At 68.6% G+C, this 25,250-nt stretch carries 27 protein-coding genes and 1 tRNA gene; 14 read left to right on the top strand and 14 right to left on the bottom strand.

What is annotated here, in order from left to right; all coding sequences use genetic code 11:
• Positions 1 to 138: 138 nt before the first annotated feature.
• Genes egtA through egtD form a run of 4 tightly spaced genes read left to right on the top strand, consistent with a single transcriptional unit; the run spans position 139 to position 4,429 of the window.
• Complete coding sequence (egtA, locus tag HZF19_RS04155) at positions 139 to 1,410, top strand: ergothioneine biosynthesis glutamate--cysteine ligase EgtA (protein ID WP_208027492.1); 1,272 nt, start codon at positions 139 to 141, stop codon at positions 1,408 to 1,410.
• Positions 1,407 to 2,717, top strand: coding sequence for an ergothioneine biosynthesis protein EgtB (gene egtB, locus HZF19_RS04150; protein WP_208027491.1), 1,311 nt, complete (start codon positions 1,407 to 1,409; stop codon positions 2,715 to 2,717). Before egtA ends, egtB begins: the two co-directional genes overlap by 4 nt.
• Positions 2,718 to 2,723: 6 nt before the next feature.
• Positions 2,724 to 3,452 (top strand): class II glutamine amidotransferase, encoded by a 729-nt coding sequence (locus HZF19_RS04145; RefSeq protein WP_208027490.1) that lies wholly within the window; start codon positions 2,724 to 2,726, stop codon positions 3,450 to 3,452.
• A complete protein-coding gene (egtD, locus tag HZF19_RS04140) occupies positions 3,446 to 4,429 on the top strand; it encodes an L-histidine N(alpha)-methyltransferase (protein ID WP_372443436.1) in 984 nt (327 codons plus the stop codon). The genes HZF19_RS04145 and egtD overlap by 7 nt, the downstream gene beginning before the upstream one ends.
• A gap of 48 nt (positions 4,430 to 4,477) precedes the next feature.
• Here the strand turns inward: egtD and HZF19_RS04135 are convergent, their stop codons facing one another.
• The 4 genes from HZF19_RS04135 to dnaK are packed head-to-tail and all read right to left on the bottom strand — an operon-like array spanning position 4,478 to position 8,502.
• A complete protein-coding gene (locus tag HZF19_RS04135) occupies positions 4,478 to 4,888 on the bottom strand; it encodes a heat shock protein transcriptional repressor HspR (RefSeq protein ID WP_208027488.1) in 411 nt (136 codons plus the stop codon).
• 35 nt (positions 4,889 to 4,923) lie between these two features.
• Positions 4,924 to 6,045: a molecular chaperone DnaJ gene (dnaJ, locus tag HZF19_RS04130; RefSeq protein WP_208027487.1), complete on the bottom strand. Its 1,122-nt coding sequence runs from the start codon at positions 6,043 to 6,045 to the stop codon at positions 4,924 to 4,926.
• A 7-nt stretch (positions 6,046 to 6,052) separates the two neighbouring features.
• Complete coding sequence (locus HZF19_RS04125) at positions 6,053 to 6,670, bottom strand: nucleotide exchange factor GrpE (RefSeq protein ID WP_208027486.1); 618 nt, start codon at positions 6,668 to 6,670, stop codon at positions 6,053 to 6,055.
• Positions 6,670 to 8,502 (bottom strand): molecular chaperone DnaK, encoded by a 1,833-nt coding sequence (dnaK, locus tag HZF19_RS04120; protein ID WP_208027485.1) that lies wholly within the window; start codon positions 8,500 to 8,502, stop codon positions 6,670 to 6,672. Before dnaK ends, HZF19_RS04125 begins: the two co-directional genes overlap by 1 nt.
• A 166-nt stretch (positions 8,503 to 8,668) precedes the next feature.
• On the opposite strand from dnaK, the gene HZF19_RS04115 reads away from it, so the two are divergent.
• Positions 8,669 to 9,427 carry a phosphoglyceromutase gene (locus tag HZF19_RS04115; protein ID WP_208027484.1) on the top strand — a complete coding sequence of 253 codons (759 nt, stop codon included), beginning with the start codon at positions 8,669 to 8,671 and terminating at the stop codon, positions 9,425 to 9,427.
• A 129-nt stretch (positions 9,428 to 9,556) separates the two neighbouring features.
• On the opposite strand, the gene HZF19_RS04110 is transcribed toward HZF19_RS04115, so the two are convergent.
• The 3 genes from HZF19_RS04110 to HZF19_RS16755 all read right to left on the bottom strand — a co-directional run bounded on the left by HZF19_RS04110 (position 9,557) and on the right by HZF19_RS16755 (position 11,985).
• Positions 9,557 to 9,898: a P-II family nitrogen regulator gene (locus HZF19_RS04110; protein ID WP_208027483.1), complete on the bottom strand. Its 342-nt coding sequence runs from the start codon at positions 9,896 to 9,898 to the stop codon at positions 9,557 to 9,559.
• Between the two features lie 9 nt (positions 9,899 to 9,907).
• On the bottom strand, positions 9,908 to 11,341 hold the full coding sequence (locus tag HZF19_RS04105; RefSeq protein WP_208027482.1) for an ammonium transporter: 1,434 nt from the start codon (positions 11,339 to 11,341) through the stop codon (positions 9,908 to 9,910).
• 83 nt (positions 11,342 to 11,424) lie between these two features.
• Positions 11,425 to 11,985 carry a helix-turn-helix domain-containing protein gene (locus HZF19_RS16755; protein ID WP_208027481.1) on the bottom strand — a complete coding sequence of 187 codons (561 nt, stop codon included), beginning with the start codon at positions 11,983 to 11,985 and terminating at the stop codon, positions 11,425 to 11,427.
• Between the two features lie 130 nt (positions 11,986 to 12,115).
• On the opposite strand from HZF19_RS16755, the gene HZF19_RS04095 reads away from it, so the two are divergent.
• From HZF19_RS04095 to HZF19_RS04085, 3 genes are all read left to right on the top strand, one after another.
• Positions 12,116 to 12,538, top strand: a complete 423-nt coding sequence (locus HZF19_RS04095) for a cyclic nucleotide-binding domain-containing protein (RefSeq protein WP_208027480.1) — start codon at positions 12,116 to 12,118, stop codon at positions 12,536 to 12,538.
• A gap of 100 nt (positions 12,539 to 12,638) precedes the next feature.
• Positions 12,639 to 14,885 (top strand): heterodisulfide reductase-related iron-sulfur binding cluster, encoded by a 2,247-nt coding sequence (locus HZF19_RS04090; RefSeq protein ID WP_208027479.1) that lies wholly within the window; start codon positions 12,639 to 12,641, stop codon positions 14,883 to 14,885.
• Entirely contained in the window at positions 14,863 to 15,318 is a 456-nt protein-coding gene (locus tag HZF19_RS04085; RefSeq protein WP_208027478.1) for a response regulator, read from the top strand. Before HZF19_RS04090 ends, HZF19_RS04085 begins: the two co-directional genes overlap by 23 nt.
• Before the next feature lie 223 nt (positions 15,319 to 15,541).
• Here HZF19_RS04085 and dcd read toward each other — a convergent pair whose 3' ends face one another.
• Positions 15,542 to 16,105 carry a dCTP deaminase gene (gene dcd, locus HZF19_RS04080; protein WP_208027477.1) on the bottom strand — a complete coding sequence of 188 codons (564 nt, stop codon included), beginning with the start codon at positions 16,103 to 16,105 and terminating at the stop codon, positions 15,542 to 15,544.
• Positions 16,106 to 16,248: 143 nt separating this feature from the next.
• On the opposite strand from dcd, the gene HZF19_RS04075 reads away from it, so the two are divergent.
• Both HZF19_RS04075 and HZF19_RS04070 read left to right on the top strand, forming a co-directional pair.
• Positions 16,249 to 16,319, top strand: a tRNA-Gly gene (locus tag HZF19_RS04075).
• Between the two features lie 121 nt (positions 16,320 to 16,440).
• A complete protein-coding gene (locus HZF19_RS04070) occupies positions 16,441 to 17,586 on the top strand; it encodes a tyrosine-type recombinase/integrase (protein ID WP_208027476.1) in 1,146 nt (381 codons plus the stop codon).
• A 52-nt stretch (positions 17,587 to 17,638) separates the two neighbouring features.
• On the opposite strand, the gene HZF19_RS16750 is transcribed toward HZF19_RS04070, so the two are convergent.
• Positions 17,639 to 17,773 carry a hypothetical protein gene (locus tag HZF19_RS16750; RefSeq protein ID WP_268962758.1) on the bottom strand — a complete coding sequence of 45 codons (135 nt, stop codon included), beginning with the start codon at positions 17,771 to 17,773 and terminating at the stop codon, positions 17,639 to 17,641.
• Positions 17,774 to 17,955: 182 nt separating this feature from the next.
• Here HZF19_RS16750 and HZF19_RS04065 point away from each other — a divergent pair, with 182 nt between their 5' ends.
• Genes HZF19_RS04065 through HZF19_RS04050 form a run of 4 tightly spaced genes read left to right on the top strand, consistent with a single transcriptional unit; the run spans position 17,956 to position 20,477 of the window.
• Positions 17,956 to 18,765, top strand: coding sequence for a TIGR04255 family protein (locus HZF19_RS04065; RefSeq protein ID WP_208027475.1), 810 nt, complete (start codon positions 17,956 to 17,958; stop codon positions 18,763 to 18,765).
• A complete protein-coding gene (locus tag HZF19_RS04060; RefSeq protein WP_208027474.1) occupies positions 18,762 to 19,466 on the top strand; it encodes a helix-turn-helix domain-containing protein in 705 nt (234 codons plus the stop codon). The genes HZF19_RS04065 and HZF19_RS04060 overlap by 4 nt, the downstream gene beginning before the upstream one ends.
• On the top strand, positions 19,463 to 20,215 hold the full coding sequence (locus tag HZF19_RS04055; protein WP_208027473.1) for a hypothetical protein: 753 nt from the start codon (positions 19,463 to 19,465) through the stop codon (positions 20,213 to 20,215). The genes HZF19_RS04060 and HZF19_RS04055 overlap by 4 nt, the downstream gene beginning before the upstream one ends.
• Positions 20,216 to 20,231: 16 nt before the next feature.
• Positions 20,232 to 20,477: a helix-turn-helix domain-containing protein gene (locus tag HZF19_RS04050; protein ID WP_208027472.1), complete on the top strand. Its 246-nt coding sequence runs from the start codon at positions 20,232 to 20,234 to the stop codon at positions 20,475 to 20,477.
• Positions 20,478 to 20,526: 49 nt separating this feature from the next.
• On the opposite strand, the gene HZF19_RS04045 is transcribed toward HZF19_RS04050, so the two are convergent.
• The 5 genes from HZF19_RS04045 to HZF19_RS04025 form a co-directional block, all read right to left on the bottom strand.
• Positions 20,527 to 21,039 carry a DUF6933 domain-containing protein gene (locus HZF19_RS04045; protein WP_208027471.1) on the bottom strand — a complete coding sequence of 171 codons (513 nt, stop codon included), beginning with the start codon at positions 21,037 to 21,039 and terminating at the stop codon, positions 20,527 to 20,529.
• Between the two features lie 21 nt (positions 21,040 to 21,060).
• Positions 21,061 to 21,945 (bottom strand): hypothetical protein, encoded by an 885-nt coding sequence (locus HZF19_RS04040; protein WP_208027470.1) that lies wholly within the window; start codon positions 21,943 to 21,945, stop codon positions 21,061 to 21,063.
• Positions 21,946 to 22,023: 78 nt separating this feature from the next.
• On the bottom strand, positions 22,024 to 24,249 hold the full coding sequence (gene mobF / locus HZF19_RS04035) for a MobF family relaxase (protein ID WP_208027469.1): 2,226 nt from the start codon (positions 24,247 to 24,249) through the stop codon (positions 22,024 to 22,026).
• A gap of 193 nt (positions 24,250 to 24,442) precedes the next feature.
• Positions 24,443 to 24,853: a hypothetical protein gene (locus HZF19_RS04030; protein WP_208027468.1), complete on the bottom strand. Its 411-nt coding sequence runs from the start codon at positions 24,851 to 24,853 to the stop codon at positions 24,443 to 24,445.
• Positions 24,843 to 25,061 (bottom strand): helix-turn-helix domain-containing protein, encoded by a 219-nt coding sequence (locus HZF19_RS04025; RefSeq protein ID WP_208027467.1) that lies wholly within the window; start codon positions 25,059 to 25,061, stop codon positions 24,843 to 24,845. The genes HZF19_RS04030 and HZF19_RS04025 overlap by 11 nt, the downstream gene beginning before the upstream one ends.
• Positions 25,062 to 25,250: the final 189 nt, after the last annotated feature.

Raw genomic sequence — 25,250 nt, 5'->3', positions numbered from 1 at the left:
TCCCACCCGGTACCGTGACCACGCGATCAGCCGGGTGCCGAGCCGGCCCATCGAGGGCATGGAGGATCGAGCGATGCACCATTGCCCATCCCGTACCCCAACCACCCCTCCTCCTCCACGGACCGGCCGGAGGGACTGATGCCCGCTCCGCAGCGCTGCCTGAGCCGAGACCAGGTCGCCCGCCACTGCCGCGAGCACGACTTCGCCGAGGGCCGGCGGGCCACGACCGTCGGGCTGGAGCTCGAATGGCTCACCCTCGACCCATCCGGCCGGCGGCTACGGCTGGAGGACGCCGAAGCCGTCATCGCCGAGGCGAGCCCGGGCATCACCGGCGGGCACCTCTCGCTTGAACCCGGCGGTCAGATCGAGTTGAGCACCTCCCCCTTCCCCGACGCGGCGCTGGCCTGCGCGGCAGCCGCCGCGGACCTGCTCGTCCTCGACCAGGCCTGCACGGCCCGCGGCATCGGGCTCGTGGCCCTCGGGCAGGACCCCACGCGAGCCCCTGAACGGGTGGTCACCGCGCCCCGGTACCGGGCCATGGAGTCCTACTTCGACGCCCTGGGGCCGGCCGGGCGCACGATGATGTGCAACACCGCCGCCCTGCAGATCAACCTCTGCCTGGGGGATCCGGCACAACAGGTGGAGCGCTGGCGGCTGGCCCACCAGATCGGCCCCGCGTTGATCGCCGCCTTCGCCAACTCGCCGTTCGCCGACGGCGCACCGACCGGCTGGCAGTCGAGCCGGCTGCGCACCTGGTGGACGCTCGACCCGTCCCGGTCGGCGCCCGTCCCGATCGACGGCGACCCAGCCGAACGCTGGCTCCGCTACGCCCTCGATGCCCGGGTGATGCTCATCCGGGTCGGCGACGACGACTTCCAGGCACTGCGCCGCCCGATGAGCTTCGGCCAGTGGCTCGATCAGGGCCATGAGCTCGGGTTCCCCACCATCGACGACCTCGTGTACCACCTCACGACACTGTTCCCCCCGGTCCGCCCGAAGGGTTGGCTCGAACTGCGGATGTTCGACGCGTTGCCGACCCCGTTCTGGCACGTGGCCACCGCCGTGGCGGTGGCCCTGCTCGACGACCCCGACACCGCGGCGGCGGCCGGCGAGGCGGTTGCCGGCACCGCTGGCCTGTGGCTCGAGGCCGCCCAACTCGGACTCGGCCATCCACTCCTCGCGTCGGCCGCGCGCCAGTGCTTCGAGCTGGCCATCGAGTCGCTGGAGCGCCAGCGGGCCGACACCCTGGCCGGCGTGGCGGCGGCCTATCACGACCGCTGGGTGGCTCGAGGGCGCTCACCCGCCGATGACCGTCTCGATGCCTGGCACCGGGACGGCACCTTCTGGCCGCCGCGAGCCTCACCGGTGCCCTACGCGGAGGACCTCGACCTCTCGGCGGTGCTGCCGTGACCTCGCGCTTCGACCGGGATGCGATCAGGCGCGAGCTGGCCCGGGCACGGGCGCGCACGCTCTCGCTGGTCGACGACCTGAGCGACGGCGACCAGTGCGCGCAGCACTCGCCGATCATGTCCCCGCTGGTGTGGGACCTGGCCCACGTGGGGAACTACGAGGAGCGGTGGCTGCTACGGGCACTCGACGGTCGCCCACCCCTCGACGAGACGATCGACTGGCTCTACGACGCGTTCGAGCACCCACGCTCGACTCGACCTACCCTCCCGCTGCTCGATCCGGTCGCCGCGCGCTCCTACCTGGCGACGGTTCGCGAGGAGACGCTCGGGCTGCTGGCGACCGTCGACGAGCTGGACGCACCAGAGCTGCTTCGCGGCGGGTACGTCTACGGCATGGTGCTCCAGCACGAGCACCAGCACGACGAGACCATGCTCGCCACCCGGCAGCTCATGGGGGAGCGGGCGCCCGGCGTCCCCGGGGCCCGACCGGTGCTCGGCCAGCGGGCCCGCGTCCCGAGCGGCGAGGTGCTCATCGACGGTGGACCGTTCGTCATGGGCACCACCTCCGAGCCTTGGAGCTACGACAACGAGCGGCCGGTCCACCTGGTCGAGGTCCCTCCGTTCCACCTCGACCGCACCCTCGTCACCAACCGGGACTTCCTGGCCTTCATCGACGACGGGGGGTACCAGCACGAGCAGCTCTGGCACCCCCGGGGCTGGGCGTTCCGCTGCGAACAGGGGCTCGAGCATCCTCTGTTTTGGCAGCGTGACGGGGCGAACTCCTGGTCGATCCTGCGCTTCGGCCGGAGGATCGACCTCGCCGAGCACCTCGACGACCCCGTGCAGCATGTGTGCTGGTTCGAGGCGGACGCCTTCGCCCGTTGGGCCGGCAAGCGCCTCCCCACCGAGGCCGAGTGGGAGAAGGCGGCCACCTGGCACCCCGGCGGCACCAAGGCCCGCTACCCGTGGGGCGACCAGGACCCCGACCCCGACCGGGCCAACCTGGGCTGTCACGTCGACGGGCCCTGTCCAGCAGGCACGACGGCCTCAGGCGCCAGCGCAGCGGGGGTCCACCAGCTCATCGGCGACGTGTGGGAGTGGACCTCCTCGGACTTCGTCCCGTACCCCGGCTACGAGATGTTCCCGTACCCTGAGTACTCGGAGGTGTTCTTCGGCGGGGACTACAAGGTGCTCCGCGGTGGCTCGTGGGCGGCCGATCCGCTCGCGGTGCGGGGCACCTTTCGAAACTGGGACCACCCGATCCGCCGGCAGATCTTCGCCGGATTCCGCTGCGCCCGGGACGCCTGAGCGACCGTGTGCCGTCACGCCGCCTACTGGGGTCCCGCCCGCCCGCTCGCCGGGGTCGCGTTGGAGGCACCGCACTCGCTGCTCGTGCAGTGCGAGGCGGCACGCGAGATGCCCTGGGGCTGTGACAACCTCGACGGGTGGGGGTTCGGTTGGAACGAGGGCACCGGCGAGGGCCGGCGCTACCGCAGCGCGCTCCCCATGACCGAGGACGTCTCGGGCCAGGAGCTCCTGCGAGCCGTGTCGTCGGGGCGGTTCCTGGTGCACGTGCGCCAGAAGACGCCCGGCGCCGCCACGCACCCGACGGGCAGCGCCCCGTTCTGGGACGGCGCAGCCACGTTCTTCGCGCACAACGGGTTCGTGCCCGGCTTCCACGACGGGGTGGCTGACCTGCTGCGGTCGCGACTCTCGCCGGAGCGGGCGGCGATGGTGGAGGGTGACACCGACAGCGAGGTGCTGTTCGCCCTGGTGCTCGATCGCCTGGCAGCCGGCGAACCGCCCAACGAAGCCGTCGGGGTGCTGGCCGAGATCGAACACGAGCTGGGCGGCCGGTACAACGTGTTGCTGATGACCCCCGAGGCGCTGGTCGCCACCCGGCTCGGCACGACGCTCTACGTCCATCAAGGCGACGGCGTGACCGTCTCGTCAGAACCGCTCGACGACCGAGCATGGACCCCGGTACCCGACGGCACCGTGCTGACCGTCGCCGACCGCTGCGTCAGGGAGGACCGCTGGTGAGCGCGGGACCGCAGATCGAAGTGCTGCTCTCGCCTGCCGATCTGGCTCGGGCCCTGCGGGACGACGTCCGCACCGGGTTGACCGCCATGCCCAAGGCGGTGCCACCCAAGTGGTTCTACGACGACCGGGGCTGCGAGCTGTTCGACGCCATCACCCGCCTTCCCGAGTACTACCCCACCGAGACCGAACGCTCGATCCTGCGGGCCTGCGCCCCCGAGATCGCCGCCACCAGTGCGGCGGACACCCTCGTCGAGCTGGGTTCAGGCACCTCGGACAAGACCCGCACCCTGCTCGATGCCATGGTGCGGGAAGGTCGGCTCGAGCGGTTCGTGCCGTTCGAGGTGAACGAGTCCACGTTGCGCGCCGCCGCGGACGCGATCATCCAGGACTACCCGGGCGTGCAGGTCCACGGGGTCGTGGGGGACTTCGAACGCCACCTCGCCGCGCTTCCCCGAGACGGCCGGCGGATGATCGCCTTCCTCGGCAGCACCATCGGGAACTTCGCCCCGCTCGAGCGCAGGCAGTTCCTGTCCGAACTGGCCGGGGTGATGGGTCCCGGCGACTCACTGCTGCTCGGCACCGATCTGGTGAAAGACCCCGAGCGCCTCGAGCGCGCCTACAACGATCCCCAGGGTGTCACCGCCGAGTTCAACCTCAACCTGCTGCGGGTCCTGAACCGGGAGCTGGTGGCCGACTTCGACTTCGATGCGTTCGAGCACGTGGCCTTCTTCGACCCCGGCGCCGAGTGGATCGAGATGCACCTCCGGTCCACCCGCGGGCAGACCGTGAGGATCGCCGCGCTCGACCTCGAAGTGCCGTTCACGGCCGGCGAGCTGATGCGCACCGAGATCAGCGCCAAGTTCCGCCGCGCCGGGGTGACCGCCGAACTGGCGTCTGCAGGCCTGCGACTCGATCGCTGGTTCACCGACCCCGCGGGCAACTTCGCGGTGTCGCTGTCATCGCTGGCCGACGCCTGACGGCCCGGCCTCGGTCGCCGAGCGCCCGACCCTTCCGGGGCTGCGGGATCAGCCCGTCCCGAAGATGCGGCGAGCGTCACCGAAGCGCACGACCGCTTGGCGCATCGGCACCAGCTCGCGCCGGTACTGCTTGTGGGTGCGCTCGACGGCCGCGTGGGCCTCGCGGCGCACCTCCTCGAGTTCGGCTTCGAGCCTGGCGATCCGGGCCTCCAGCTCGAGCACCCGCTTCACGCCGGCCAGGTTGAGGCCCTCGTCGGTGAGGTCCTGGATGCGGCGCAGCAGGCGGATGTCCTCGTCGCTGTAGCGGCGGCTGCCACCCTCGGTGCGGGCCGGCTCCAGCAAGCCTTTGCGCTCGTAGATGCGAAGCGTCTGCGGGTGCACGCCGGCGAGCTCGGCCGCCACCGAGATGACGTAGACGGCTCGGCCATCCGCGCGACGGCCGGCGCGGCCGGCGCTCATCGGTCACCCCTCCGCCTCATGTCCTTCATGATGACTCACACCCCCAGGTGCTCGCGCGGAGACCCCGAGGACGCCGCCGCAAAGGCCTCCACGGCTTCGCGCTGCTCGGGCGAGAGCTTGGTGGGCACCGCGATCTGCACCGTGACCAGCAGGTCACCGACGCCCTTGCGGTCCGGTACCCCACGACCCTTCACCCGGAAGACCTTGCCCGACGGTGTGCCCGCTGGGATCTTCAACGTCACCTTCTCACCGTCGAGCGTCGGCACCGTCAGGCGAGTGCCGAGCGCCGCCTCGTCGAAGGTGATGGGCACGGTCAGGGTGAGGTTGCGACCGGCCCGCCCGAAGAGCGGATCGCGCTCCACGTGCACCCGGACGAAGAGATCTCCCGGCGGCCCGCCGTTACGGCCCGGGCCACCGCGACCCTTCAGGCGGATGCGCTGGCCGTCGTCGACCCCGGCCGGGATGCGGACCCGCACCTCCCGACGTCGACGCTCCACGCCGGTCCCCGAGCAGGTCGGGCAGGGGTCGGCGATGATCGTCCCCCGACCGCCGCAGGCCGGGCAGGGAGTGGAGAACGAGAACAGGCCCTGGTTCTCCTCGAGGACTCCACGCCCGTGGCACTGCGGGCAGATCTGAGGGGCGCTGCCCGGGCGAGCGCCCGAGCCGTGGCAGGTCGAGCAGGGCGCATCGCTGACGAGGGGAACGGTCGTGGTGACGCCCTTCACGGCCTCGCGGAACGACAGGTGCAGGTCCGTCTCGAGATCGGCGCCCCGTCGGGGGCCCGTGCCCCGGCCGGGACCGCCGGGGCGGCGGGCACGGCCGAACAGCCCGCCCAGCAGATCCCCGAGATCCGTGGCCCCGAAGTCGAACGTCGCCCCGCCCGCGCCGCCGGGACCCCCGAAACCCATGCCCCCGAGTGGGCCGAGCTTGCGGACCTCGTCGTACTCCTTGCGCTTGGCCTCGTCGCCGATGACGTCGTAGGCCGCGGACACCTCCTTGAAGCGCTCCTCCGCCTTGGGGTTGTCCGGGTTGGCGTCCGGGTGCAGCTCGCGAGCCAGCTTGCGGTAGGCGCGCGTGATCTCCTTCTGGGACGCGCTCTCCGGCACCCCCAGGATCTGGTAGTAGTCCTTCTCGAACCACTCACGCTGCGGCGCCATCGACGTCTCAGTCCCTGACCTTCACCATCGCCGGGCGGAGCACCTGACCCTTCCAGAGGTAACCGGTGCGCATCGACTCCACGACCACCGGCTCGCCGCCATCGCCTTGCTCGTGCAACACGGCCTCATGCAAGTTCGGATCGAACGGGCGATCGACCGGCTCCATGCGCTCGAGCCCCTCCTTCTCCAAGGTGTCGAGCAACGACTTGTAGATGGGCTCGACGCTCTCCGCGCCGTGGCCCAGCGCGGCCTCGCACGCGTCGAGGACCGGGAGGAGCTTGTCGACGAGCTGCGCGTTGGCTCGATCGATCAGCTCCACCCGCTCCTTCGACGTGCGCCGCTTGAAGTTGTCGAACTCGGCCTTCACCCGCTGTAGGGCCTCGAGGTACTCGTCGCGCTCGGCAGCGAGGTCCGACCGGCCGACCGTTCCATCGACGAAAGCTGCCTCCTCCTCCCCCTCCGATGGTGCGCCGCTCACCGCTGCGGGGGCCTCGGCTTCCTCGCTCGGGGCGGCTGCGGCGGCCGGCTCACCTTCCGCCACCGCCGCCGCTTCGAGCAGCTCATCGTCAGTCGCGGCCTCGGCCGGGCCGAGCGGGCCCTCGGGCGCGCCGGCAGCCGGCTCCATCACTGGCCCTCGTCGTCGACGATCTCGGCGTCGACGACCTCGTCGTCGGACGGCGCCGAAGCCCCTCCACCAGCCGACGCGTACTGCTGCTCGCTCGCCGCGGCCTGCTGGTACAGCTTCTGCGTGAACTCCTGGCTGGCGTTCATCAGCCGCTCGGTGGCGGTGCGGATGGCCTCCACGTCCGAACCACCGAGCGCCGCGCGCAGCTCGCTGAGCCGATCCTCCACGTCCTTGCGTTCCTCGGCGGAGATCTTGTCGCCCTGCTCCTTGAGGAGCTTGTCGGTCTGGTACACGAGGGTGTCGGCCGTGTTGCGAACCTCGGCCTCCTCCTTGCGGCGGCGGTCCTCCTCCGCGTGGGCCTCCGCGTCGCGCACCATCTGCTCGATCTGCTCCTTCGAGAGCGACGATTGGCCGGTGATGGTCATCGACTGCTCCTTGCCGGTGGCCCGATCCTTGGCGGACACGTGGACGATGCCGTTCGCGTCGATGTCGAAGGTGACCTCGATCTGCGGCACGCCCCTCGGCGCGGGTGGTAGGTCGACGAGCTGGAACTTGCCGAGTGTCTTGTTGAACTGCGCCATCTCCCGCTCACCCTGCAGCACGTGGATCTCCACCGACGGCTGGTTGTCCTCCGCGGTGGTGAAGACCTCCGTGCGGCGGGTGGGGATGGTGGTGTTGCGCTCGATGAGCCGGGTCATGACCCCGCCCTTGGTCTCGATGCCGAGCGACAGTGGGGTGACGTCGAGGAGCAGGACGTCCTTGACCTCGCCCTTCAGCACACCAGCCTGGATGGCGGCACCGACCGCGACCACCTCGTCGGGGTTCACCCCCTTGTGTGGCTCACGGCCAGTCATCTCCTTCACGAGGTCCACGACCGCCGGCATGCGGGTCGAGCCCCCGACCAGCACCACGTGGTCGATGTCCCCCTTGCTGAGGCCGGCATCGGCGATGGCCTGCTCGAAGGGGCCCTTGCACCGTTCGAGCAGATCCGCGGTGAGCTCCTGGAACTTGGCCCGGGTGAGCTGCTCGTCGAGGTGCAGGGGACCTTCCGCGGTGGCGGTGATGAACGGCAGGTTGATCTGGGTCTGCTGCACCTGGGACAGCTCGATCTTGGCCTTCTCGGCGGCCTCCTTCAGCCGCTGCATGGCCATGTTGTCCTTCGACAGGTCGACCCCGTGAGCACCCTTGAACGTCTCGACCAGCCAGTCGATGATCCGCTCGTCCCAGTCGTCGCCGCCGAGCTGGGTGTCACCGTGGGTGCTCTTCACCTCGAACACGCCATCACCGATCTCGAGCACCGACACGTCGAAGGTGCCACCGCCGAGGTCGAACACCAGGATGGTCTGGTCGTGCTCCTTGTCGAGCCCGTAAGCCAGCGCGGCGGCCGTGGGCTCGTTGATGATGCGAAGGACCTCCAGCCCGGCGATCTGACCAGCCTCCTTGGTGGCCGTGCGCTGGGCGTCGTCGAAGTAGGCGGGCACGGTGATGACGGCCTGGTTGACCGTGTCACCGAGGTAGGCCTCGGCGTCGCGCTTGAGCTTCATGAGCACCCGGGCGGAGATCTCCTGGGGCGTGTACGCCTTGCCGTCGATGTCGATCGTCCAGTTGGTGCCCATGTGGCGCTTGACGGAGCGGATGGTGCGGTCGGGGTTGGTGATGGCCTGGCGCTTGGCCACCTCGCCCACCAGGACCTCGCCGTTGCGGGCGAAGGCCACGACCGACGGGGTGGTGCGGGACCCTTCCGCGTTGGGGATGACGACGGGGTCACCCCCCTCGAGGACCGAGACCACCGAGTTGGTCGTTCCGAGGTCGATTCCGACAGCCTTGGGCATGTGCTCGTCTCCTGTGTTCCGGGGCGGCCGCGGGGGCCGGTTACGACTGGTCACCGCGAGGGTGGGTGGCGGGAGCCACCGAGATCTTCACTCACCCCAACGATAAAAGTTGAGTGCATAGTTATCAACTTGGCCGCCGACGAGTTTGTTCCCTAGCGTCGGACCCATGACGCACACGCTGGTGCTGCTCCGCCACGGCGAGAGCGAGTGGAACAAGGCCAACCTGTTCACCGGGTGGTTCGACGCCGACCTCTCCGAGAGGGGTCGGGAGGAGGCGGTACAGGCCGGGCAGGACCTGGCCGGAGCAGGGCTCGAGCCCGAAGTGGTGCACACCTCCGTGCAGACCCGGGCCATCCGCACCGCCAACCTGGCCCTCGACCAACTGGGCCGGCTGTGGATCCCGGTGCGGCGCTCATGGCGGCTCAACGAGCGGCACTACGGCGCTCTCCAGGGGCTGGACAAGCGAGAGACCACCGAGCGCTACGGCGCGGAGCAAGTGAAGATCTGGCGCCGGAGCTACGACGTGCCCCCGCCCCCGCTCGACTGGGACGACGAGCGCCACGCCCGCTTCGACCCCCGCTACCGGGACCTCCCCCCGGATGTGCTCCCCGCATCCGAGTGCCTGAGAGACGTCGTCGCCCGCATGCTGCCGTGGTGGTACGACGCGATCGTGCCCGATCTGCGAACGGGGGCGACCGTGCTGGTGGTGGCCCACGGCAACAGCCTGCGAGCGCTCATCAAGCACCTCGACGGCATCAGCGACTCCGACATCGCCGAGCTCAACCTCCCCACGGGCAAGCCACTGCTCTACGAGCTCGACGAGGCGCTGCGACCCACCCGTGACGTGCCCGTGCTGGAGCGGGTGGTGGGCGATGTGGAGGCAGCCAAGGCGGCGGCCGAGGCGGTGGCGCGCCAGGCCGGCTGAGGCGAACCTGCCGTCGGCAGGCGGTCGGAACCACTTGTACACCCGCACGCGGCGGAGGGACCCGGCTGAGTGTCGGGTCCCTCCGCCGTCGGGGGATCGAGAATTCGGCAGTCCGGTGTACCCGACCGGTCAGAGCGCCTCGTCGCCCAGCTCACCAGTGCGGATGCGGATCACCCGATCGACCGGGGTGATCCAGATCTTCCCGTCGCCGATCTTGCCGGTGCGCGCCGCCTGCTGGATCACCTCGGCGACCTTGTCGGCCTCCTCGGTGGGTACCACCAGCTCCAACTTCACCTTGGGCAACAGGTCGATCGTGTACTCGGCTCCGCGGTAGGTCTCGGTGTGGCCGCCCTGGCGGCCGACGCCTCTGACCTCGCTCACCGTGATCCCGACGACGCCGATGTTCCTGAGCGCGTCCTTGACCTCGTCGAGGGCATGGGGACGGATGATGGCCGTCACGAGATGTTGCATGACCTGCACCTACTTTCCTGCCGGGACGGGCACACCGACCAGCGAGAAGTCGCCGATCCCTGAGCCACCGAGCACGTCCGGGCCGTAGCCGGGCGCACCGTGCTCGGCGACGTCGAGGCCCGCGAGCTCCTCCTCCTCGGGGACCCGCAGCCCGAGGACCAGCTTGATCCCACCGAACACGATGACCATCGTCACCGCCACGAACGCCGCGATCGCCACCACGCCGATGGCTTGGGTGGCGAGCTGGCTGGCCCCACCTCCGTAGAAGAGGCCGTCGACCGAGTCGGCGCCGAGTGGGGAGCCGTCGGTGGTGGCGAAGAGCCCGACCGCCAGGGCTCCGAACGCTCCGCAAACCCCGTGCACCGACACCGCCCCCACCGGGTCGTCGATACGGACCCTGTCGAAGAACAGCACCGCCGCGACCACAATGCCACCGGCGATCGCTCCGATGGCCACCGCGCCCCAATTGTTGACGTGCGCGGTGCCGGCGGTGATGCCGACCAGTCCGGCAAGCACCCCGTTGCCCGTCATGGCCACGTCGGGCTTGCCGGTCTTCAGCCAGATGGCGGCCATCGCCGCCACCCCGCCGGCGGCACCGGCGATCAGCGTGGTGACCGCCACCGCGGGCACGACGCCGTCAGCCGCGAGCTGCGACCCGGGGTTGAACCCGAACCAGCCGATGAACAGGATGAACACCCCGATGATGGCGAAGGGGATGGAGTGCCCGGGGATGGCCCGTGGCTTGCCGTCCGGGCCGTACTTCCCGATGCGTGGACCCAGGTAGGCGGCACCGACGAGCGCCGCGATGCCCCCGACCATGTGGACGATGCTGGAGCCGGCGAAGTCGATGTAGGGGGTGTCGAGGTTCGCCAGCCAGCCACCGCCCCAGGTCCAGTGCACGACCACCGGGTACACCAGGGCGGTGATCAGAAAGCTGTACACGAAGTAGCTCTTGAACTTGGTCCGCTCGGCCATCGCCCCCGACACGATGGTGGCCGCCGTGGCGGCGAACGCCACCTGGAAGATGAAGAACGTCGGCAGGCTCAGCGTCGATTCGGCCAGGTAGTTCTTGGTGAACTCCGCTGAATCGAGGAACCAGCCCGACGTGCCGAACAGATCGTTGCCCGTGCCGAACGCGATCGCGAACCCGACCGCGGCGAAGGCCAGCACGCCGACGCAGAAGTCCATCAGGTTCTTCATCATGATGTTGGCGACGCTCTTGGCCCGAGTGAGGCCGGCTTCGACGAGCGCGAAGCCCGCCTGCATGAAGATCACCAACACCGCGGCGATGAGCACCCAGATGTTGTCGAGCGCGACCTGGACGGCATCGGCGGTGAGCGGCTCCGCGACCACCTCGTTGCCCTCCTGCGCGAGTGCCGGCGCAGCGCTGATCGCTAGCACGGTCGCGATCACCGCCGCAGCGGCGAGCAGCCTTCTTCGCATGTGTCCTCCTCACTGTCGAGTGGCCCGTCGGAGACCACGCTGCGACGGTAGGAACGGGGTGTTTCCCGGTGATGCGAGATCCGTTACGCGTTCCGCACGGTTTCCTGACACGGATCTGACGCCGTCGATCCGTCCTCGCCGCCGGCTGCCGTTACGCCGGGGCCGAGCTCCAGCAGGTAGCCGCGGGAGCGCACGGTGCGGATCGCCAGGCCGAGCGGGGCGATGCGCCGCCGCGAGCGCAGCACGTGTACATCGAGCGCGTTGCGCCCGGGCGAGCCACCAGGCCAGCCCACCCTCGACAGCTGTTCGCGGCTCACGACGGCGCCCATGCGCTCGAGCAGCGCGCCCACCAGCCTGGCTTCGACCGGAGGCAGTAGCACCCACTGCTCGCCACAACGCAGGACTCCATCGCCATCGAGCGTCGGCGAGGCGCGGTGATGTGCCCGGAAGCGCTGGGCGAGGGCATCGACCCTCGAGCGCAAGTCCTCCGCCGCCGCAGGCACCCGAACCCAGTCCTCCAGGCAATCGACGGGTGCCGGGGGAGCCACCCCGTCGTCGAGCAGCAGCAGTCGCGGCCGGCCCTCTCGCTCGAGGTGAGCACGCCTTTCCCGCTCCAGCGGCCATCGCAGGAGGACCACGTCCACGGCGAGCGACCGTACGGAACCGGCGTTTCCGCACGGTTTCGGGTTCGTGAACGATCGGGATGGGAGCAGCACGATGAGCTTCACCGTCGAGTCAGCCGCACGCACCCAGCCGAGACCTAAGCTGCCGCGCATGGCACGCTCGTCGTACCTCGACCACCTGGCCCAGATCCGGCTGTTCTCCTCGTTCTCCAGGCGGGACCTGCAGAAGATCGCCAAGGCCTCCGACGAGGTGGAGGTGGAGGCCGGGCGGGTGCTCGTCGAGGAGGGCACCACGGGCCGGGAATCGTTCGTCATCATCGACGGCCACGCCACCGTCAAGCGAAACGGCCGGAAGGTAGCGACCCTCGGGCCGGGTGACCACTTCGGTGAACTGGCCCTGCTAGACGGCGGTCCCCGCACCGCGACGGTGGTGGCCGACACCCCGATGACGCTGCTCGTGCTCGGCCAGCGTGAGTTCAACGGCGTGCTCGACGAACTGCCCGGCCTGGCCCACAAGCTGATGGCCTCTATGGCACAGACCATCCGGGCGCTCGACCAGCAAGCCTACGGTTGACGCCCCGCGCCCAGCCGGCCTGCTCCCCCAGCGCGAGCGGCGGGCGAGCACCCCGGGAATGCGGTGACCGAGCCTACCGGCGAGTAGTTTCGGGCCTGCTATGAGCGCCTCTACCAGCGAACGCGACGTCCCAGCGGGCACCTCCTCCACGCGCGTCAAGGCGTCCAACGCCGTCGTCGCGATCGGGATCCTGATCGGTGTGTTCACCGTCCTGTCCGGCGTGGCGTCTGCGGTGTTCAACCAGCACGACGACTCCCCGATCACCCGGGAGGTGTTCGGGGGGATCCCGAGCGTGCTCAAGGTGGCCTTCTACATCGTGGTGCCGGTCCTGCTCGTCTACGGCGCGGTGCTCTTCTCGTTCCGCACCCGCAACTGGGAGCGGGGCAAGCCCGACAACCGGGCGACGACCCCGAAGAACGTCAAGCGCCGCCTCGCCGACTTCCGTGCCGGGGTCTACATGCAGACCCTGCTGCGGGACCCGGCGGCGGGCATCATGCACTCGCTCATCTACTTCAGCTTCCTGGTGCTGCTGGCGGTCACGATGATCCTCGAGATCAACCACCAGCTCCCCGAGGGGCTCAAGTTCCTGCACGGGCAGGTGTACCAGGCGTACTCCTTCGTCGGCGACGCGGCCGGGGTCACCCTGACCATCGGTGTGGTGTGGGCCATCGTGCGCCGCTACGTGCAGCGGCCGTACCGCATCCGCATCAAGTCCAAGCCCGAGCACGCGGTGATCCTCGGCGTGCTGCTCGCCCTGCCCGTCACGGGCTTCCTGGCAGAGGGGTACCGGATCGCCGCGGAAGGCTCGCCCGAGTTCGAGAAGTGGTCCTTCGTCGGGTACCCGATCGCGCAGCTCGTCGACGGGACCTCACACCTCGCCGGATGGCACCAGACCTGGTGGATCGTGCACGTGGTCGTGTTCCTGGCGTTCCTCGCCATCCTGCCGGTCACCATGCTGCGTCACATGTTCACCTCGCCGCTGAACATGTACCTGCGTGACCGGGACCGGCCGAAGGGCGCCATGAAGCCCATGCCGAACCTGATGGAAACCGAGCTCGAGACCTTCGGCGCCTCCACCATCGAGGATTTCACCTGGAAGCAGCTGCTCGACACCGACGCCTGCACGATGTGCGGTCGCTGCACGTCGGTGTGCCCGGCGCACGCGACGGGCAAGCCGCTCGACCCCCGTGAGATCGTGCTCAAGACCGGTGAGGTGATGGCAGCCACGGGCTCGCCGGCGGTCTCGCCGCCCATCGGTGTCGATCCGGAGATCACGGTGTCGGCCGACTCGGTGTTTGAGCGCATCACCCCCGAGGAGATCTGGGCCTGCACCTCATGCAAGGCCTGCGACGAGAACTGCCCGGTGAACATCGAGATCCTCGACAAGATCCTCGACATGCGGCGCTACCTGTCGCTGATGGAGTCGAACTTCCCCACCGAGCTCGGCAACGCCTACCGCTCGATGGAGAACAGCGGCAACCCCTGGGGGATGAGCCAAGGGGAGCGGGCTGACTGGACGGCGAAGCTCGACGGCATCCAGATCGTCGACGGGTCCAGCCCGCTGGAGGCCGAGTACCTCTACTGGGTGGGTTGTGCCGGCTCCTTCGACGACAAGAACAAGAAGGTCACCCAGGCCATGGCCCAGCTCATGAAACGGGCCGACATCGACTTCGCCATCCTCGGGCCGGCCGAGATGTGCACCGGTGACCCTGCCCGCCGTTCGGGCAACGAGTACATCTTCCAGATGCTGGCCATGCAGAACATCGAGACGCTCAACGGCATGGGCGTGCGCAAGATCGTCACCCAGTGCCCGCACTGCTTCAACACCCTGGCCAACGAGTACCCCCAGCTCGGCGGCACCTACGAGGTGGTGCACCACAGCCAGTTCCTGGAGTGGCTCATCGAGAGCGGCAAGCTGGATCTCACCGACGCCCGCCTTGACGAGCGCATCGTGTACCACGACTCGTGCTACCTCGGCCGGCACAACGACGTGTACCTCGCGCCCCGCAAGGTCATCGGCTCCCTCGGCGGGGTGGAGGTGGTCGAGGCGAGCCGCAACGGCACCAAGGGCATGTGCTGCGGTGCCGGCGGGGCACGCATGTGGATGGAGGAGCACGTCGGCAAGCAGGTCAACGTGGAACGCTCGCAGGAGCTGATCCGCACCGGCGCCGGCCGCATCGCCACTGCCTGCCCGTTCTGCTACATCATGATCGACGACGGGGTGAAGGGTGAGGGCCTCGACGACGATCAAGTGAAGGTGGCCGACATCGCCATGCACGTGCTCGAAGCGATCGAGAAGCGCGACCGGGGGAGCGAGCAGGTCGGTGCTGCGGCGATCGAAGACTGACGAGGCCGCGCACGGCCCCACCCGGGTGCTGGTCGTCGACGACGATCCCGATGCCTGCGAGCTCGTGGCCCGCATCATCGAGTCGGCCGGCTGGGGTGCGGCCCGGGCCCACTCCGCCGAAGAGGCGATGAGCGCGCTGGTGGGTGGGCAACCCCCGTTCACGGCGCTGGTGCTGGACTTCGTCGGCGCCGGCACCGAAACCGCTCTCGGGGTGCTCGAGGAGGTGCGTCGGCGACCCGAGGTCGCCGACGTGGCCGTGGTGGTGGTCGCCGCGTCCCGCTACGACCGGGACCGGGTCTGGCAGGCGGGGGCGGATGGGCTGCTGGTGCGCCCCTTCCACGCGGACGACCTGGTGAACGAGCTGTACGCGGTGTTCACCCGCACCCCTGACGAGCGGGCCGCGTTCCGCGCCGAGCAGCTCGCCACCGGCTGATCCCTTCCGCTGCCGGTTCGGCGGCCTCCGCGAACCGGCAGGTCAAACGCGTGCCCCAGCACGCGAACCCCCTGCCAGTTCGGTGGTCTTTGCGAACCGGCAGGTCAAACGCGTGCCCCAGCACGCGAACCCCCTGCCAGTTCGGTGGTCTTTGCGAACCGGCAGGTCAAACGCGTGCCCCAGCACGCGAACCCCCTGCCAGTTCGGGGATCGGCGAGGGAGGTCAGCCGAAGTTCTCCCAGTAGCGGCTCGGGCGGGGGCCCTTCTGGCCCTGGTACTTCGAGCCCACGGCCGGCGAGCCGTACGGGTTCTCCGCTTCGGTGGTCATGCGGATGAAGGAGATCTGGCCGATCTTCATGCCCGGGTAGAGGGTGATGGGCAGGTTGGCCACGTTGGACAGCTCCAGGGTGAGCTGGCCGTCCCAGCCGGCGTCGACGAAGCCGGCGGTGGAGTGGATGAGCAGGCCCAGGCGACCGAGCGACGACTTGCCCTCCAGCCTCGCCACCAGGTCGTTCGGTAGGGCCACACGCTCGCTGGTGCTTCCGAGCACGAACTCGCCGGGGTGGAGGATGAAGACGTCATCCTCGCCGATCTCGACCAGCTCCGTGAGGTCCTCGAGGTTCTGCTTCACGTCGATGAACCCCATCGTGTGGTTGCGGAACACCCGGAAGTAGCGGTCGATGTGCAGGTCGACCGAGCTGGGCTGGATGCACGACGGATCGAGGGGGTCGACGACGATGCGGCCGGCCTCGATCTCCTCACGGATGGTGCGGTCAGACAGGATCACGGCGGCGAGGCTAGTGGACCGCCGCTCGGCCACTCGGCGGCGGCGGAGCACGGCTGAGCGCCGAACTCCGGTGCCGGTGACGGGCAGCACCCGCGGGCGGCGTGGTCGGTAGGGGAGCGGGGCGCCTACTATGGGCGGGCTCTGCGGGTGTAGTTCAGAGGCAGAACATCAGCTTCCCAAGCTGAGAACGCGGGTTCGATTCCCGTCACCCGCTCGCTAGAAATCCGCAGGTCAGAGGCACTTTCTGAAGGTCTCCAGCCTGCGGGTTTCGTCGTCTTCGGCGGTCATGTGCCACATGCGTGCCACACCGCTTCGGCCGTGCCATGATCGGGCGCATGACAAAGGCCAAGGCGTCGTGGGGCAGCGTGCGCAAGCTGCCGTCCGGGCGATACCAGGCGCGCTACCGGGTCGACGGGAAGATGGCCGCCGCGCCGACGACGTTCCGGACCAAGCGCGATGCCGAGGCGTACCTATCGACGGTGCGAGCCGACATGGAGCGCGGGACGTGGGTGAACCCGATCGCCGGGAAGGTGACGCTTCGCGAGTACTCGACGAAGTGGCTGGAGCAACGACCGGATCTTCGACCTCGCACCGTCGAGCTGTACGAGGGCGAGCTGCGGCTTCACATCCTCCCAGTGCTCGGCGACCTCGAGTTGGCGAAGATCACGCCGAGCAAGGTGCGGGACTGGCACTCGGGGATGCTCAAGGCCGGCAAGCCGGGCCCGACCACGGTGGCAAAGTGCTACCGGCTGCTACACGCCATCCTGAACACGGCGGTGGCCGACGAGCTGCTCGTGCGGAACCCGTGCGTGATCAAGGGCGCCGGCCAGGAGAAGGCACCCGAGCGGCCGATCGCCTCGATCCCCCAGGTGTTCGAGATCGCCGACACGATCGAGCCACGCTTCCGGGCGATGGTGCTCGTCGGTGCCTTCGTCGGGCTGCGCCTCGGCGAGATGCTGGCGCTCACCCGCGAGCGGATCGATCTGCTACACGGCCGCATCAAGGTGGTCGAGCAGTACCAGGAACTGAAGGACGGCACGCACATCCTGGGCCCGCCGAAGTCCGACGCCGGCATCCGCACCGTGGCCATCCCAGCGATGCTCAAGCCCGAACTAGAGGCGCACCTCGCCACCTACGCAGCGCCGGGCAAGAAGGGCCTCGTGTTCTGTGGAGCGAACGGGCAGCCGCTGCGCCGGGCAACGTGGTACTCAGCGTGGAACCGAACGATGACCGAGCTGGGCATCGAGGGCATGAAGCCCCACGACCTCCGCCACACCGGCAACACGCTCGCCGCGATGACGGGCGCGAGCACGAAGGAGCTGATGGCGAGGTTCGGTCAGTCGACCTCGCGTGCGGCCCTCATCTACCAGCACGCCACCCAGGGCCGCGACCACGAGATCGCCGACGCGCTCAACGGCCTCATCGAGGCAAAGCTCAAGCAGCGCCCGACGGGAACGGAAGGGGCGACGACGAGCGGATGATGGTCCATCGGGGGCGGTGGCGTCGGCAACGCCTGCCACCGCCCCCAAGGGGTCACTTCTTCTTGGGAGCCTGCGCGAGCGCGCTGGCCGCGGCCTGCTTCTCGGTCTTCGTGCTCTTGGGGTTCGACAGAACCTTGCCAGCGGCCGAGGCGGCCTTCGTGCCCGTCTGACGGGTGTTCCTTGCCATGGCGATCACCTCCTTCCCGCTCCCGAGTCCTTGCAGCGGAGGCGGCGGTGTCGCAGACTGCTCGTCTCACCAAGCAAGCGGTACCTTCCGCTTCCGCTGGGGCGGGGGGCTTCCCCCGCCCCAGATGGAGCACTTCCCATCTTACTTCCCATCCTTGACGAAGGGAAGTAAAGTGGGAACTGATGACGAGCTATGTCGAAACTCCGTTCGGTCCCGCTGTCGAGGAGATCCCGCTACCAGGGACGCCTCTCGTGCTTGCCCTCGCGCAGGTCCGGTTCCCGCAGATCATCTCGATCGAGACGAACGAAGCATTCATCGCCTCGTTCCAGGAACTGATCCGCGAGGAGTACCCGATCCTCAATCAGGTTGAGGAGAGCGCCGTGCTGATCGGCGCCGAGGGCCCGGTGCAGCGGGAGCGTCATCGGGTCTGGCGATTCTCCCAACCCAAGGATGGCTGGCAGGTAGCGCTGACGAAGGACTTCATCGCGCTCACCAGCCACGAGTACACCAGCCGGGGCGACTTCCTCAGCCGTCTAAGGCGTCTATTGGTGGCGCTCGATGACACGATCGGACCGAAGGTCTGCACTCGGCTGGGAATCCGCTACGTCGACAGGCTTACCGACGACGGCAAGCTCGCCTCGATCGATCGGCTCGTGAACGAACCGATCCGGGGCGCGGCCCGCGTGGGACTGGGCGAGCCGTCAGTGGAAGAGCTGCACGCCTTGTCAGATCACCTCTACCGATTGCATGACGAATCCGCGCTGCACGCTCGCTGGGGCTTCGTTCCGCCCGGAGCGACTTTCGATCCCGGCATCGAGCCAGCGGACAGTGCAAGCTGGGTTCTCGATCTGGACGCGTACTCCACTGAACCGGTGGAGTGGTCTCCCGAAACCTTGGTCGAACGAAGCAGAATCTTCTGCGAACGGATCTATCGGTACTTCCGATGGGCCGTGACGGATGATTTCCTCATTGAGCACGGAGGCAAGCTGTGACGCAGCTCGTCCAAACCCGCACCGGAAAGGTACTTCTGGCAACACCGTTGCTCCTTGCAACGACGTTCGGCACGTCGGCCTCAGCCGGCTTCACGGAGGACTTCCGAGCGGAGAGCCTCTTCTTCGTGACGGGCGGGGCGCCTCAAACTGCGCCACGGGGACTGAGCCGGGAACTCAGCGACGAAGTTGTCGAGCTCCGCGACCTCATCTGCCTTCGTGGAGGGCTGACCCGACAGCAGGTCGCGCGCTGCCTGGGCGTTGATCGGAGATCACTGACGGGTTGGGCGAACGGCACAATTAGGCCGACCCAGGAACGCGTGGAGGCTTTGCGATTCCTGTGGCACCTCGTCGAGGAGATCGACAACGAGTTCCCGGGACGAACGCGCGATGTCCTTCTCGGTACGGGAAGTGGCGAGCCACTGTTCAACGCTATTGCCGATGGAAGGCTCGCCGACGCCGCCAACTGGCGCAGCCGGGTGGCAGGCGAGCCACAGCACTCGATCCAAGTGACGACTCGACGTCCCACACGACGTTCGCTGTACGAACCGGCTCTAGCCGCCCTTCTCGCAGGGAAGCTCACTGCGCCAGAGCGTCGACCGACGCTGCGTCCCGAGGACACGTACGAGATCGAACCTGACGATGCACGCCTCTTCGAGGAAGTTGACCAGGACGTCACGCTGAGGAGACGCGGATACCGATGATGCCTTCCGAGCGTTTCTACGCGACGGCCGACGGACCACCGAAGCAGGGCGACATCCTCTTCGCCGGTGTGAGCCGGCTAATTGCTCCCGATCGCTTCACACCAGCCGCGTGGGACGCTCTCGACGAGCACCACCTCGAGGTCCCGGGTGACAGCCCGTCCCGTCCTCCGCTGAACCTTGCCGCGGGGCATGCGCTCGTGATGGTCACATCACACGATTGCCACTTCGACAAGGAGTGGAATCGGCGAGTCCGGCAGTTGATGAAGGACGGGTACGACGAGGCTTCGGCGATTGACCTCGCCGAAGCAGACGAGACACTGGACCGGACGTTCACCGCGAGCCCGCTGCTCGACCCAGCGGACCTCGACGTGGATCATGGAAACCTCATGGCTGGGAGGATCCTGGGCTACCTGCCGGTCCCCGCCAGCGACGACGGGCTGGTGCCCGAGGCGGTTGTCGACCTCACCTACCGCTGCACGCTCGATCGTCTGGACATCGCCAGGCTTGCGTGCGTGTCCAACGAGGTCCGCGCACAGCTGCGATTCGCTCTGGCAAGGCTCGACTCCCTGCGGTCGCCCGAGATCGGCTTTCGAATCGAGGAGGTGATCGGCAAGGAGATCGCCGACGTCGTCATACCGAAGTCGAATCCGCTCGTGGTCGAGTTCCACTTCGGCGACGGCACCATGATCGAACTTCTGCAGCGACCCGGCGAGCCCGGCCCCGGGCCCGGTCGGGCCGCAGTCGCGTAGAGCGGGAACTGCGAGGGTGAACGATCTACTCACCATCGAGGAAGCGGCAGAGTTGCTCAACGTAAGGCCGTCCTTCGTCTCGGAGCTGATCGAAGGCGGGACTCTGCGGCAGCACGGCGCTGGGGCTGGGGCTGCTGGGGTTGACCCTTGCCTGGACACGGCCGAAGTCCTGGCATTCCGCGAACGGTCTGACGCGGCGGCGAGCGCTGCTCTTGATGAGATGACTGCCGAGGGGGAAGCAGCGGACCTCTACGACGAGTAGCTGGTGATCGAAGTCGATGAATCTTAGGAAGATCCTCAGATTCGTCGATTCAGTGCATCGCCCCTTCGACGAGTGCCTTCAGTTCGTGGTCGGGGCTGATGTGGCTCTTGTAGAGCGGGCTCATCGGGGTCTCGGCCAAGCGGACCGAGAGCGCGACCAGGTCATCCTCGGCGCCGTGATCCTCGCGGTGGACTTTGCCGAGGAAGGTGAACTCGTTCATGACGCCGAGCAGACTCCGGCTCGCGGTCTTGGCGTAGTGGCCCTCACCCATCGATCGGATCTCGTGATCGACGAACCGCGGATCGATGCCGTGAGCGTCGAGCACACGCCGAAGCTCGCCCGGGAACCGTCGAGCCAGCGTGGTGGCAGGTGCGAGAGGCATGAACACTGGGAGCAGCGTGCGCTCGTTGACGAGGAGCGCCACCTGGGGCTTCCAGAACAAGGCGGTGGCGTACCAGTTCACCAGCTCGGTGGCCGGCTGGACCGGATCACCGACGGGCTGCTTCACCCGATCGAGGAGCTTCTTGGTGGCATGGATGGTGAAGCCGGCAGCCGTGTCCACGTCGATCAGCCTCCCACGGCGTCACCCGAACAAGTCCAGGCCGAGGTCGTGCTCGATCGTGCGCTGGACGGGTTCTCGTTCCCGGGGGATGGCCATGACTTCGAGACGGGCCATCATCTCGGCCTTCTCCCGTGGGCCGCCGAGGAGGGACGAGCGGTCTCGCCGGGTCGGGTCCCGGTCGAGGCCGAGGTAGTGGCGATCGAGAATGGTGGCGCCGCGCAGCCAGATGGCCTGGTGCTCAGGGTCGGTGGGCACCGGTCCCAGGATGTGAAGGTGGTAGTCGGTCGGATCGGCGGCGGTCCGCCACGCCCGGCTTCGCAGTTGCCGGTCGAGCTCGTGGTCGACGGCGTCGAGGAAGCCAGCCTCATGCGCGTGGTCCGTCTCGAACTGCTCGCGCTCACGCATCCCGCTGCGAGCGTCGTCCAGTTCGGCGGTGAGGCGGTCGAGGCCGTCGGACCGCTCGCGGATCCGGTCCCGTAGGTCGCGCATCTCGCTGCGGGTGCCGGGACCTCGGAGCTTGCGGTCGGCGAGTTCGTTGTACCGGTAGACGAGTGGTTCGATCTCGCCTTGGACCTCCTCACGTCGGGTGCTGAGGGCGGTGACGTCATGGCTGCGCTCGGGTGGGCAGGCGGCGAGCACGGCAGAGAGGCGTTGCTTCTCGGCGACGAGATCCTCGATGGGCCAGAACGCGAGGGGTTCGCCGGTGTCGATGGCAAGGCGCTTGTCGCCTTGGCGGTGGAGTGCATGTTGGACGACCTCGACGGGATCGTCGGTGAGAGGTGGCGGGCCGTGGCCGGTCGAGTCGTCGATCTCGGTCGCGCCGATGAGGTAGAGGTGGTTCGTGATCCTGCCGCGGCTGAGGGCGACGTAGCCGCGTTCGCGGAACAGCTCGTCGGTGCCCAACACCAACCCGCGGTCGACGGTGGCGCCCTGCGTCTTGTGGATGGTGGTGGCGTATCCGTGGGCGATGTTGCCTTCGTCGAGCTACTCCCGGGGCAGCAGAACGCGCCGGTCGTCGAGCGTGATGGTGAGCGTCCCGCGATCGGGATCCACCGCCTCGACGGTCGCTCGGGTGCCGTTGCAGACGCCGAGCCGGCGGTTGTTCTTGAGGCAGACGATCTGGTCACCGGCTTGGTACGGGCGGTCGTCGAGCACGAGTTCGGGGCCCGACACGTCACCGGATCGGACGAGGTAGGCGCGGGCTCGGCCGTTGAGGTCGTCGACGTCGTTGCGGCGGTAGGTGGTCATGGCGACGGTGTCGCCGGCCAGTCGGTGTGACCACCAGTCGGCCACCATCGCCCGGCGGACATCGATCGCCGTTGGTGCCTGCACGATCCGGTCGTTGTCCCGGTACGCGGCGAACGCGGAGTCGACTTCGCCGCAGCGCAGCTCGTCGAGCGCATCGCGTTCCCAGTGCGCGCGTTGGCGGCGGTTCTCGGTCAGCTCGATGGGGTCGAGCCGCTTGGCGAGTCCGCTGAGCACGCCTCCGGCGTCGATCTCGGGCAACTGGTGAGGGTCGCCGACGAGCACGACCTTGGCGCCGGCCTCGTCGGCGGCGTTGAGGATGGGGGCAAGGTTGCGGGTCCCCGCCATCCCGGCTTCGTCGATCACGACCACGGTGCGGTCGTCGAGTCGGATACGGTTGGCGTTGAGGTTGATCTGCAGCATCGCGAGGGTCATCGACTCGATGGCAGCGGTCGACTGGAGCTCCTGCGCGGCGATCCCGGCCAGGGCGGCGCCGATCACGCGGTGGCCGCTGGCCTCCCAGGCCTCGCGGGCCGCGTCGAGCGAGTAGGTCTTGCCGGTCCCGGCGGCGGCGCACACGACATCGATCCCGTTGCCGCTCGTACACAGTCGGGTGACCATCTCGGCCTGCTCCGCGGCCAGCGTCGGGCGTCGTTCCATCACGTCGGCGAGCACCTCGTCGGGCACGATGGCAATGCCTTCGTCGGTCCGGGCGGTGGCTCGGCCGACGACGTGGCGTTCGATCCCGATCAACTCGGCCGTCGACCAGCGGATGTCGCCGACCCCCGACGCGGCGACGATCGTGCCGTCAGTTCGGCGGATCACGTTCGACGACAACAGGCCGGGCCCGTCGGTCTCAACGAGTCGGATGACCTCGGTCCGGTCGAGGACCCGGTCCGCCATGGCCTCGATCTCGGCGACGGTCACGCCTGCTGGGAGCCGGCCGCAGATGCCTCGCAGGACGTCTCGACGGTCGAACGACGATGCCTGCTTCGTGAGGCCGTCGGCGCTCATCAGGTCGTCGGCGAGTTCTCCGAGGTCGGCTTCGACGGCGGCCCGCGGGACCCGATCGAGAGCCAGGGCAAGATCGGCGGGGTCCCAGCCGATCTCGGCGGCCTTCGCCTCCCACACGTCGCGCATCGACCCTTCGTCGAGGGTCGCCTTCTTCGCCTTACGGGTGGCGAGGGTGGCGAGCTGGACCGCTCGGGCGGTGCGGAACCCGACCTCGTCGAGGTGTTCCTCGATCTCCTTGCGGCGATCCGAGAAGTGGTCTCGCACGTCGTCGTCGATCCCGACGACATCGGCGATGCCTTCCTTGATCGGTCCCCACTCGACACCGAGGCGGACGGTGAGCTCGTGGCGGAGGTGGGCTTCGTAGAGGTAGCCGGCGGTCGACGCGTGTAGGTACAGCCATCGCCCGTCGAGGGTCCGCCAGGCCCCATCGGCACCTTCGGCCATGTTCGCGACGAGGACGTGCGTGTGGAGATGCGGGTCACCAGCGCGGCTGGTGCGGTGCCGGAACGCGGCGGCAACCAACCCGTTCACCTCGATCTGGTTGACGCCGTTCTTGCCGGTACGGGATCGGGCTGCCTCGCGTTCGATGTACGCGAACGCCGCGTCGACGGCTGTGTCGTGTGACTCGCGTACAACCTGGGCCGTGTCGGGATCGCCGAGTCCGGCGAGAAGCGACACGGACTTCGGGGCGCGGAAGGTGAGGTCGAACCCGGCGACCTTGCGGTTCGGGAAACGCCCCAGCGGATCCGCGGTGGCGGGGTTCTGGCCGGCCCAGATGGCGTGCAGGTCACTCGCTTCGACCTCGCCAGCGAGGTCGAGGGAGTGACTCGCGGTGCCGACCCAACGACCTGGTGCTTCGCCGACACCGCGGTAGTACTCGTCGATGCCGTCGGCGACGGCGTTGAGGTAGTAGCTCTCGCCGGAGAGCTGAATCTTGCCGAGGGAGAGCACGAGGCGTGCTCCTTTCAGGTCAGTCCCGGCCGTGGCGCACAACGCCCTGGCCGGAGCAGGCGACGCGGGAGCGGGACGGTCCCGGCATCGGGATGCAAGTTCGTGGCTGTTCTTCGGGGGTCTGGGACGGCGTCGGGACCGAAGGGAGGCGACGCTCGACGCGAGGTGGCAGCGGGAGCGCGTCGAGGGGTGGCTACGCCGGGCCCAGGAGGCTGAGCTGGTCACCGGGAGTGCGCGGCAGATCTGAGGCGGTCGCTACCGGGGCGGCGTGGTGCGACACGGTGACGACGGTGAGGCCCGCAGATGCGAGATCCACGCGGTAGGTCGTTGACGAGAACCGACCGGAGCGTTCCTCGCGGTGGTCGACGCGCTCGACGATCCCCGCGTCGATGAGACACCGGAACGCACGCGCCACCGAGTCCTTCGACACGCCAACGATCCCGGCGAGCGACCGCGAGCTGCACCGCACCTCGACCACCGCACGACCGGGTGGCGCGTCCGCGGCGATGGCCTCGAGCACGAGCCAGCTGATCGGTCCGGCCTGAGCGTGCACCACGGCGGCGGTGTCGAGGTCGATCAGAAGCTGGCGACGCTCAGGCAGCATCGGTGGTGCCGAGCTGCGCGTCGATCCATGCGAGCAACGCCCGCTTGGGGATCCGCAGCGTGCGGCCGATGCGAATCGAGGGCAAGCCCTCGGCGCCGCCTGTGCGCTGGAATGCGGCGACCTCGTCGTAGGCCCGGCTGCGACTGATCCGCAGCACCGCCGCGGCCTCGTCGACCCGGAGCATGTCGGGCAGGGTGTCGATGTCCATGAGGGGTGTCTCCTGAGGGTGGGTCCGCGCCGCCCACGGGCGCCGCGAAAATTGATCCGTCTCTAGTGTCCTGTCAGGTTGAAGCGCCGTCATATTCGGTGTTGGTGACTGCGGTGCAGTAGCGGGCGAGTTTGTCGAGGATCTCGTCTGCGGTCTTGGTCCACACGAACGGGGTCGGGTTCTCGTTCC

Source organism: Rhabdothermincola sediminis (assembly GCF_014805525.1).
Classification (GTDB): Bacteria; Actinomycetota; Acidimicrobiia; order Acidimicrobiales; family Acidimicrobilacustridaceae; genus Rhabdothermincola; species Rhabdothermincola sediminis.
Note: the sequence above shows the minus strand (reverse complement) of the source record. Positions and strands in the feature narration are given on the sequence as shown.